Consider the following 9627-nt stretch of genomic DNA (forward strand, 5'->3'; position numbering starts at 1 on the left):
AACGTTTAACTTCACATTATATAAACAGTAATCTTTTTATGCGAATTATTTATTATATAATCGGTAAAGTATGACAACAAATAGAGTAATGATAAGTGTAGATTCCGAGGATTTGGAATTTTTAAAAAATCACCCGGAAATCAGTAAATCGGAGCTATTTCGTCTTGCAGTTCGAGAATATAGAAAGAAACACTTTTCAAGGGAGGTCAAACCATGAAATTCGTAGAAGGCGAAAAGCATTCACCGACCCGGTATCTGGAGAACATATTTCCTGTGAAGATCCCAAAAGGGACAAGAAGTATGTACTCCCCATTCTGTGATTTTGTGGTTGAATTTAAATCTCCTGAGAGGGATCTTGAAATCGTCTCTCATATTGAAAAGAAGCACCCAGAAATAATCGATAGGTTCTGGATACATGGGAAATCAGAAAGGAAATATCAGAAAATCTTGGAGGACTTCGCATGATTCTCTCGAATTTACAGGTTGCTATCATAATCGTAGTGGGGATTCTTGCCATTTCAATACCTATAGCTTTTCTTATGTTGGAGGCATGAGAATGACCAAACTTGAATAATTAGGTATAGACAATTCTGAGTCAGATCAGTGAGACTTAAAAGATTCAAACCAGGATATCGAAGATTACTGATATAAAAGACAAAGAAAATTTCGAGGACTGGCTCTATGAACACTTCAAGCCGAAAACAATCCAGAACACTTTGAGATCTCTCAGGTACTTAGATCGTAATGGAGTGGACCTGAACGAGATGGAAAGTTTTAGGAAATGGGTAAGAGAGGCAAGGAAGAAAGGAACCCTTGATAGAACCTTGAACACCTATATCAAGGCCTACAACCGTGTATTGACCTATAGAGGAGAACCAAAGATGAAATTTTTTAAGGAGATGCATTCAATGAATAGGCCTATCGCTTCAATGGAAGATTATGAAGCCCTTTCTCTGGCAGCAAAGAGTTTTGGATACACAAAAAGACGAAAGTTACTCATAATAGAACTTCTGTTCAAGACAGGTGCAAGACTGAATGAAGTTGCTTCAATCACAATAGATGCAATTCATGATGACACAATTCTGATAGTAGGCAAAGGTCAGAAGCCATCAAAGCTTTACCTATTTCCAAGTGTCAGGAAAGCCCTCTCCGAATATCTGAAAGTGAGGCAATCCAACGGAACTACAAAGTTGTTCACGAACAAAGACGGGAATCCAATGACCTATGACGGCATTCGCCAGGAGATTTACCAGATATCAAAGAAGGCAGGTATAACATTCTCAGCGCATAGGGCAAGACGGTTCTTTGCTCGATATCTCTACACTAATGGTGTAGACTTGGAAGGGATACGCCTCCTGATGAGACATGCAAAGTTCGATACCACAAAGGACTACATAGGAATGGCAATTGATGACGCAATAGAGGGGATAAGAAAGAAAAACCTGGACTTCATTGAATCTGATAAAAATTCAAACCCGAATAGTAAAACACGCCCCGGACGGGATTCGAACCCATGTCACAGGCTCGACAGGCCTGTATGATAGACCGCTACACTACCGGGGCAGTAAAAAGTGTAATAATTATATGATTATAAAAGTTGTTAAAATTGCAAATACTAAATTTAAAGGTAATAAGTAATAAATAATAGATGTGTTTATTTTTCTAATGAAAGAAATAGAGAGGAAGATACTTATTTCATTGAACTGGCCATTTATAAGGTCTGAAACATACAAAATTCCAATCAATCCTTATAATATTTCAAAAATAATGAAATTAAATCAGGTATCAGTGAATCTTGCTTGGAAAAATATGATAAATGATACAATCATCAAGGATATTATTTTTTTACCTGATTACAGATTGAATAAGAAGGAAATCTTACTGTCCCCCGTTAATCAGAAGGTTGATCTTAAGGTGATGATCGACTCACTTGATTATAGTCAAAATATTGATATGATACATTTAACAAACATTTATGAGGGGAGGGGGAAATTTTCTGTTGCTGAACATTACAAATATATGATAATATTTGAGGTGATAAATGATTTTAGTGAAAAAATGGAAAAACAATTAATAGAATTTATGAAAATAAAATATAACTCAGATGTATGTATATTTATCAATAATGATGAAAGAAAGCCGGAAATGAAGAAAATTTTGGCAGACATTGTAGATGAAATTTCATACAAAAATCTGAGTTTTATGGAACACTTTTTGAGTGAAAAAAAATTTTTGAACAAATCTTTTAAAAAATATCTTCCCAGATTATATGAGGAGCGATTACTTCATTTGTTTCCATTGGTCGACTTCAAAATGCTTAATACCGCTGGTTTTTTTGTGATCTTCATTACGTATGATGAAAAAGAGAGAATTAAACTTCACAATCTTTCTGGTAACAAATTCCTTTCTTCAAGATTTTTACTTTTAAGAAGGTTCAGCAGGTCCATTGTTTTACTCTATTATTATGAGACTGTAAGTGAGGTTGACAGTATTATAGAAATTTTTAACAACGAATTTACAAATGTAGTTGTGTTCACTTATTTCAAAACCCTGATGAATGAAAAAGTCTTTAAAATAATGAAATGAAAAAAATTAAATTGATTCAGTTCATACATTTAATTGATCATGGATATTGAGCAGAAAATTTTTTATTCTATGAACTGGCCACACCTGTATGATGATGTATTAAAAGCCGTTCCATCAGCGTATTACATCGCAAAGAAATGGAAGATAAATCAAACATTAGTTTACAGAACATTTGATGATCTTTTAAACAATAAAATAATGGAGAGAATTGTTGCAGTACCAAATTCTCAGAAAATTGAAAGAAATATAGCCTGCCTTTTTTCAAATTCAAGACCCAACAAGGAATTTATCAAAGAATTATTCTACAATTTAAAAGGGGAAAAAATATATTCTGGGTTTATCGAGGAAGCTTATGGAGATTTTTATGATTTGGCTAGATTCAGATGGATTATTTTAATTGAATATTTTACAGATAATGAAGAAATTAAAAAATTGTTTACAAAATATGGAAAAAATTTTATGGATATTAGATTTTATTACAGTTTTAATGAAAGTTTTCCTGACTATGAGGAAACTCTTAAAACATCAGTGTTTTACCAAGACCTTATTCCAATTTTTAAAAGGAACCCACAATATGATTCTAAAGAGATATCAAAGTTGAGAAGTGAGATTAAAAAAATAATGAGAAAAAATGAATATTCTGAATTTTTACCCCTTATAAAGTTTAATTTTATTAGAAATAAGATAGTTAAGGGTTTCCTAATCAAAGATAATGGAGAGAACACTGATTTTAAAAAATTAATTCATTCTGAAAAGTTTATTCGCGACCATATAATTTTTTTCAGAAAATGTGGTAATCTAAAGCTTGCAATTTTTCAGTATAACAGTATGATGGAAGAAGAACTCTGTAATTCAATTATGACAGAGGCATTTCCTGATTCTATTAAATTGTGGAATATGGAAATGGATGTTAAAAGTCAAGTATGAAAATTTTAAATTATATTTTCCTGAAAGATATCAAACTGTATATGATTATTATTGAACCAATAATTAAAGGAATAAAATAATTAAATCTGTAACCCCTGATTATGAAAAGTAAAATTGACAAAAATACGAATATTAAACCTAAAATGGTTAGTTTGAATTGCATTTTATCTTCAAAATTCTTAATGAATTAAAGGTAATTGTTATACCAATATCTAAATTGGTTCATCTTTCTAAAATTCCCCACCCAGTACTCATCATCAAGGCATGTGATCTTTCGTGCTCCTCGATTTCCGCTGGATCATAAGATTGAAAATCGAGATGTTCACAACTGTAAAGAGTGACCTTTTTTTCCTTGTGATGTTCCTTCTTCCAGAAATCCGCTGCCTTTTTCCCATGCAATTTCATGTGTTCTTCGACCTTTGCAGCGTCCATTGAACTAAAATCATGTTCATCACAATGGTAAGTGTGTATTCCGTCCTTCCCTTCTTCTCTCCTGAATATACTCATAATTATCTTTTAAGAAAAGAATAGATAATATATATTTTTTGTTATATAACAATGGATATGAATCAATATTTCAAGACTTCTGTAACTTTTTTTATAAAGTGTAGCACATTTGGTTATAATAATTTGATTTTCACATAATCAATAAGACTGATTCATAAATTTTTTTCATTAAATATATAATTGCCAGAACAATAAGGGTTATATGATAAGAAAAGCCAGGGATTTTGATTCGGATCAAATTTCATATATATCGAAAACTTCAGGATACATTGATTACATATCAGAAAATGTAAAATCATTCATCAGCAACAATGATGTTATTGTTTACGAGGAAAACGGAAAGATACTTGGCTTTTTGTCAATAAAACAGACCTCAGAAAAAAGGTTTTTTATGGGTGCTCTGAGGGTTCACAATGAATTCAGAAGACAGGGTGTAGGCACAGAAATGACAAGGTTTCTTGAGGCATATTCTTACAATCTTGGAGCAAAATGGATTGGCTGTCTAATTGAGGAAAACAACCATGCTTCGAGAAATCTGGTGGAAAAACTGGAATATAAGGTAAGATCCAGATTCCTGAGTGTTAAGGGAAAACCAGAATTCAAGGGAGGAGTGGAGGTATGCGATGTAAATTTTCCATTTTTCTATATAAAAAATTGGTCCGTTTTCAGCAGTATAGAGAATAAGGACTATGAACTGAAAAAAGACAGAAATGGAAATATTTTTTGTATTAACGGTGAAGACATCACTTTTCTTAAAACTAAAAAAATTCCAGAATATAGGGAGGATGAGAGTTTCTTTTTTGTATATGATAATGAAAATGAACCCGGTAATGGTGAAATGGCTTTTCTTTATTATGAAAAAACCTTGTGACTAAATCAATATTTTTATACGAGGTTAAAATAACCTTTCGAAGCCCTGTGGTGTAGTGGCCAAGCATTACGGGCTCTGGACCCGTCGACGGCAGTTCGAATCTGCCCAGGGCTATCCTATTTTTTATATAAAGATGTAATATTGTAACATGGACGATGAGGTTGTAGATCCGTCACTCAGATACTGTGAATTGATGGATGATATGATTGAAGGCGATAATGAATTTTTTAAGATGGAAAACCATTATTTGAGTGCAATATCATTTCTTGGGCTTGCCGCCTCTACAGGGGTAAGGGTGAATGAAATCAGGGAACTTATAGATATGGTAGATACACTTTCACAGTGTATAAAGGATCCTGATGTGAAGCTTTCAGACGATATCAGGAAAAAGATAAATCATGCAGAGGAGGCCTGGCTTGATATAAAGGAGAAGATGAGCAATGGGGATGCAAGAACTGCATATCTACTCCTTGCTTATAAGGAACTCTCAGATGCACATGCCTCCCTGTGTAAAATGAAAAAGGATCCAAAATTCTCTGAATATATATCAGATTATATTTTGAATTACACACTTAAGGGTGCATTCTATATTCAGAGTAAGGCAATAGGTGATGTAAGACTTTGAACAAAATGTCTCACTTTTTACAAATTAATATTAATAATTAAAGAATAAATATTCATGGAAGCTACAACCCAAAAAATGGAGAAGCTTTCAGAGATGCTAAAAATATTTGGGCTCTCAAACTATGAAGCACAGGGCTATTCTGCTTTACTCTATCATGGTATTGCAAGTGCTGAGAATATAGCTGATACGGCAAAGATACCAAGAACATCTGCGTACAAGGTCATGGAATCCCTTGTGGAAAAAGGATACGCCAAGGAAACCGAGGGGAGGCCAAAGATGTATAAACCTGCATCACCTGAGGACGTAAAATCAATTTTTGAGAGGATAGTTACTGAAACTTACCAGATTATGAAAGAGGTTCAGGAGAGCAGAAATTCAAATGGTGATCCCCAGCTAATATATACAATCTATGGACATTCCAGAGTTTTGGCAAAAATTTCTGAGGTAATAAACGGAACGGAAAAGGAACTTTTCATATGTACACCAATGATAAAGGAGTTGAGGGAATCACTGAAAAAAGAACTGGAAAATGCAAAAAGAAGAGGTGTTAATATTGTGATAATAACACCGCCTAACAAGAGAGCTCCCGAAAATGTAAAAGTGTTAAGGAAGGAGGGTCTAATTGCTACAGATATTGTATCAGACAAAACAAGGGCAATTTTAACAGATCCGGATTTAAACGCATGCGGATACACAGATAACCCAACTTTGGCTCTGCATGTTTACCAGTTTGTACAAATGATTATAGAGAACAGTGAAATTCACAGTTCAGGTGATATAAATTGAAAATTACTGAAACTCACAATATGGGAGGTCATCTCTCAACATCAGCAGGTATAGAGAAAACACCAGAGAGGGCCCTTGATTTTAAATTTAAAAGTTTTCAAATTTTTTCAAAAAATCAGATGCAGTGGAAGGCGAAGCCACTTAATGATGATGTGATTAATGAATTCAGGAAGAAAAAGAAGGAAACAGGCGTATCAACAATGATTCATGCATCCTACCTGCTGAATACAGCCTCAAGTGATCCTGAATTAAGAAAGAAGGTTATAGAGGCGTTTTCCATTGAGATAGGGAGAGGAGATCAACTTGGTGCAGATCTTCTAACTTTTCATCCTGGTTCATTCAAGGAGGCAACTCTTGATAAGGGTATCGAAAATGTTGTAACAGTTCTGAATGAGGTTTTAAAAAAGGATCAGAACATAATTGTGTTAATAGAGAACTCTGCAGGGCAGGGAAATAGCGTGGGAAAAACTTTCAGTGACATTTCAAGAATAATTGATGAAATAAATTATAAGGATAAGATTGGAGTCTGTCTTGACACCTGTCACGCTTGGGCTGCAGGATACAATATTAAGGACAAAAAGGGATATGAAAATATGCTGCAGGAGATAAGAGACACAGTGGGTATTGAAAAAATAAAAGGTTTTCATATGAATGACAGCAAAAAAGGTCTTGGAGAGGCAACCGACAGACATGAACAGATAGGAAAAGGAACCATTGGAATTGAGGGTTTCAGAAATCTCATTGAGGATGATGAATTTAGAGGGACACCAATGATACTCGAAACTCCACTGGGTGAAGATGGTTACAATGATGATCTAATGGCCCTTGAAAATCTGTTTAAATGAGCATAGATGATAATAGAAGGTTTCAGTCCTTTCACGTATAAAGTTTTTGATGAGGAGGTTATTTCCCCTCCATTTGATTCTTTGACGCAGGAACTAATGGAAAAACTTCTGAAAAACAAACACAACATTTTGAATTTGCTCAATAATGTAGAAAAATCTTCTGAAATATTTAATCAGTGGGTTGAAGACAACACTGTTGTAAGCTGGCCGGATAATTCTGTGATACTTTTGAAGCAGGAATATTTTCTGAATGGGAAAAAAGTTCAAAGATACGGAGTTATAGCCCTTATAGATATATCACTTGAGGAAAATTTCCTAATTCCCCATGAGGATACAATTCCTGATTTTGTTGAAAAGAGAAAAAAATATTTTCTATCCTCAGGTCTTCAAAATGAGCCGGTGTTTGTAATTGTAAAAAAACCGGGTTTTGCAGAACTTTTGAGTGAAATTTCTTCTAAATACAAATGTAATGTTCATTTTATGACTTCTGACAATAAAAAAAATGAGATATGCATACTGAGTCAGAGTGAAGAAATTGAAAAAATAAAAAAAATCCTTAAGGGTTCCCAAGGTATAATAGCTGATGGCCATCACAGAACAAGAGCCATAAGTGAAATATACAGAGAAACAGGGGATAATTTCTGGAAGAAGATGCTTGTTTACATCACAGATATTTCGGACGAAAGTACTGCGATTATGGAAATTCATAGATATTTTGAAAATGTTAGTGATTTAAGGGACATTGGTTATGACCCTGAAAAACTTATAGAAATAAATGATTCTTTTGAAAATAAAACTCACAGAATTTTGAGTGGTGGAAAAACATATCGTGAACAACTGAATGTATCAAAGCCAATAAATGAGATTGAAATAATAAACAGGAGAATAAACGACATTCAGATACAGAGAGACATAATGGCAGGCTATACACCTAGTATTGATGAGGTTATGGAAAAGGTTGAGAAAGGGGCAGTTGCAATCATAATGCCGAAAGTAACAACTGAAGAATTTTACAGTGAAATAATAAATGGAAAAAAGTTGCCGCCTAAATCAACGTATTTTTATCCAAAAATCCCATCGGGAATTGTATTTTATGCCAACTGCGTAAAATGCCACTGTAGCTCAGCAGGTAGAGCAGCTGATTCGTAATCAGCAGGTCGGGGGTTCAAATCCCTCCAGTGGCTTTTGAGATTTTTTCCAGATAATTTCTTTAAAAAATTTCTCTTTATATACTCAACTTCAATTTTAATTATGTAAAAATACTTGAATGTGAAAAATAATAATCAAGGCTTCTTTGTTCCCAATCTTTCTTCATAATTCTTATATGAATCACAGTATATGCTTTGGTTACATATATAGCAAGTGAAGTCATACTCCCAAGGAATGAAATTATTATATTCCAGTGAAACAATAGCTGGTAGATGATTCTCAATTCTGAAAATATATGAAATGATTATGATCAGATCCTTGAGAAGAATCAAATTCAAAAACGTTTTTGTTCAATTCATTTCTTTTTTTCCCCTTTGATTTCCATCAGATTTTTTTATTTATCCATATCCCTGTTCTCCTGAATGTTATTATTTCCCCTAACATTATTCACATGATCCAATTGATTTAAATCTAGATTGATGCCTTCACTTTTTTTCTTTCTTCTGTTCACTTTATTACTCTATATGTTCTTTCAAATTTTTATCATTTTCACACACATATATGCATATTAAGAGGATAAGAGGAAAGTATCCAAAATTTTGTGTAACATTAACATGGAATCATGATCTCAACAATGTTCAAATTTCATGAAACATAAAATGATACCTTCGTGTAAAACAACAGAATGTAAGGAATAATGAAAAGAGTTTCATAAAAAGATGTGGTAACTGTAATGAAGATAGTAAAGGAGTTGTTGGAATCTCTCATCCTGATCTGGAATTTCTGTTGATATGTCTTTGTATAATGAAAGGAGTGATACAGAAATTCCCTGAAGAGGATAACAGTTCAAGGCCTGTATATTATTAATGGGATCATGGAACAATATATGGAAAGATGAGAAACTGTGAAACCTTAAATGAATTGAAATACATTCATATGCATCTTAATGATAAACTATGTTGACATATCAACTGTTTATTTTACATATGTCATCAGTTAATATCCATTTATCATGGAGAATTCATAGTGTTTCATGTGCTTCCCATACTTGTAAATATTTTTGAATTCTTAAAAGTGAACATGGGATTTTTTTTAAGTGATCTTTTAGAATATACAATAATGACACCTCATGATCAAAAATAATATTTTGAAAAATTATAGAAATTATTTTTGTATTTTTTTTATTTCATTCACTTAACCTTTCTAAGGTACAGTATTACAGCTGATGCAATCACAACAACTGCAATAACTCCTGCCAATACATAGAATATTTCATCTGAATTCTGTACAGGTTCCTTCTTCAGATTTGCACTTATATTTTCTGTTTGTCC

The 9627-nt window shown here is 33.2% G+C and carries 9 protein-coding genes, 3 tRNA genes and 1 pseudogene; 11 read left to right on the forward strand and 2 right to left on the reverse strand.

The window, feature by feature from the left end; genetic code table 11:
- Positions 1–213: 213 nt before the first annotated feature.
- Together ACNF4Z_RS05135 and ACNF4Z_RS05140 are read left to right on the forward strand one after the other, a co-directional pair.
- Positions 214–465 carry a hypothetical protein gene (locus ACNF4Z_RS05135; RefSeq protein ID WP_458328173.1) on the forward strand — a complete coding sequence of 84 codons (252 nt, stop codon included), beginning with the start codon at positions 214–216 and terminating at the stop codon, positions 463–465.
- 464 nt (positions 466–929) lie between these two features.
- A pseudogene (locus ACNF4Z_RS05140) lies at positions 930–1385 on the forward strand (tyrosine-type recombinase/integrase); the annotation flags it as partial.
- A 105-nt stretch (positions 1386–1490) separates the two neighbouring features.
- Here the strand turns inward: ACNF4Z_RS05140 and ACNF4Z_RS05145 are convergent.
- A tRNA-Asp gene (locus ACNF4Z_RS05145) sits at positions 1491–1563 on the reverse strand.
- 102 nt (positions 1564–1665) lie between these two features.
- Here ACNF4Z_RS05145 and ACNF4Z_RS05150 point away from each other — a divergent pair.
- Positions 1666–2586: a hypothetical protein gene (locus ACNF4Z_RS05150; RefSeq protein WP_458328174.1), complete on the forward strand. Its 921-nt coding sequence runs from the start codon at positions 1666–1668 to the stop codon at positions 2584–2586.
- A gap of 39 nt (positions 2587–2625) precedes the next feature.
- On the forward strand, positions 2626–3513 hold the full coding sequence (locus ACNF4Z_RS05155) for a hypothetical protein (RefSeq protein ID WP_458328175.1): 888 nt from the start codon (positions 2626–2628) through the stop codon (positions 3511–3513).
- 222 nt (positions 3514–3735) lie between these two features.
- On the opposite strand, the gene ACNF4Z_RS05160 is transcribed toward ACNF4Z_RS05155, so the two are convergent.
- Positions 3736–4020 (reverse strand): hypothetical protein, encoded by a 285-nt coding sequence (locus tag ACNF4Z_RS05160; protein WP_458328176.1) that lies wholly within the window; start codon positions 4018–4020, stop codon positions 3736–3738.
- A 202-nt stretch (positions 4021–4222) separates the two neighbouring features.
- Between ACNF4Z_RS05160 and ACNF4Z_RS05165 the strand changes: the two genes are divergently transcribed.
- From ACNF4Z_RS05165 to ACNF4Z_RS05195, 7 genes are all read left to right on the forward strand, one after another.
- Positions 4223–4891, forward strand: a complete 669-nt coding sequence (locus tag ACNF4Z_RS05165; RefSeq protein ID WP_458328177.1) for a GNAT family N-acetyltransferase — start codon at positions 4223–4225, stop codon at positions 4889–4891.
- Between the two features lie 41 nt (positions 4892–4932).
- Positions 4933–5005 (forward strand) — tRNA-Gln (locus tag ACNF4Z_RS05170).
- 34 nt (positions 5006–5039) lie between these two features.
- Positions 5040–5516, forward strand: coding sequence for a DUF1940 domain-containing protein (locus tag ACNF4Z_RS05175; RefSeq protein WP_458328178.1), 477 nt, complete (start codon positions 5040–5042; stop codon positions 5514–5516).
- Between the two features lie 54 nt (positions 5517–5570).
- The gene (locus tag ACNF4Z_RS05180) at positions 5571–6302 is read left to right on the forward strand and encodes a TrmB family transcriptional regulator (RefSeq protein WP_458328179.1); all 732 of its coding nucleotides are present in this window, start codon (positions 5571–5573) and stop codon (positions 6300–6302) included.
- Complete coding sequence (locus tag ACNF4Z_RS05185; RefSeq protein WP_458328180.1) at positions 6299–7147, forward strand: deoxyribonuclease IV; 849 nt, start codon at positions 6299–6301, stop codon at positions 7145–7147. Before ACNF4Z_RS05180 ends, ACNF4Z_RS05185 begins: the two co-directional genes overlap by 4 nt.
- 6 nt (positions 7148–7153) lie before the next feature.
- The gene (locus ACNF4Z_RS05190; RefSeq protein WP_458328182.1) at positions 7154–8296 is read left to right on the forward strand and encodes a DUF1015 family protein; all 1143 of its coding nucleotides are present in this window, start codon (positions 7154–7156) and stop codon (positions 8294–8296) included.
- Positions 8259–8331: transfer RNA gene (locus ACNF4Z_RS05195), tRNA-Thr, on the forward strand. The genes ACNF4Z_RS05190 and ACNF4Z_RS05195 overlap by 38 nt, the downstream gene beginning before the upstream one ends.
- Positions 8332–9627 lie beyond the last annotated feature (1296 nt).

The organism is Caldiplasma sukawensis (assembly GCF_052315375.1).
Classification (GTDB): Archaea; Thermoplasmatota; Thermoplasmata; order Thermoplasmatales; family Thermoplasmataceae; genus Cuniculiplasma.

Excerpts from the sequence above, each read along its gene's own strand:
- ACNF4Z_RS05135 (WP_458328173.1), top strand. The coding sequence starts at position 214 with ATGAAATTCGTAGAAGGCGAAAAGCATTCACCGACCCGGTATCTGGAG.
- ACNF4Z_RS05150 (WP_458328174.1), top strand. The coding sequence starts at position 1,666 with ATGAAAGAAATAGAGAGGAAGATACTTATTTCATTGAACTGGCCATTT.
- ACNF4Z_RS05155 (WP_458328175.1), top strand. The coding sequence starts at position 2,626 with ATGGATATTGAGCAGAAAATTTTTTATTCTATGAACTGGCCACACCTG.
- ACNF4Z_RS05160 (WP_458328176.1), bottom strand. The coding sequence starts at position 4,020 with ATGAGTATATTCAGGAGAGAAGAAGGGAAGGACGGAATACACACTTAC.
- ACNF4Z_RS05165 (WP_458328177.1), top strand. The coding sequence starts at position 4,223 with ATGATAAGAAAAGCCAGGGATTTTGATTCGGATCAAATTTCATATATA.
- ACNF4Z_RS05175 (WP_458328178.1), top strand. The coding sequence starts at position 5,040 with ATGGACGATGAGGTTGTAGATCCGTCACTCAGATACTGTGAATTGATG.
- ACNF4Z_RS05180 (WP_458328179.1), top strand. The coding sequence starts at position 5,571 with ATGGAAGCTACAACCCAAAAAATGGAGAAGCTTTCAGAGATGCTAAAA.
- ACNF4Z_RS05190 (WP_458328182.1), top strand. The coding sequence starts at position 7,154 with ATGATAATAGAAGGTTTCAGTCCTTTCACGTATAAAGTTTTTGATGAG.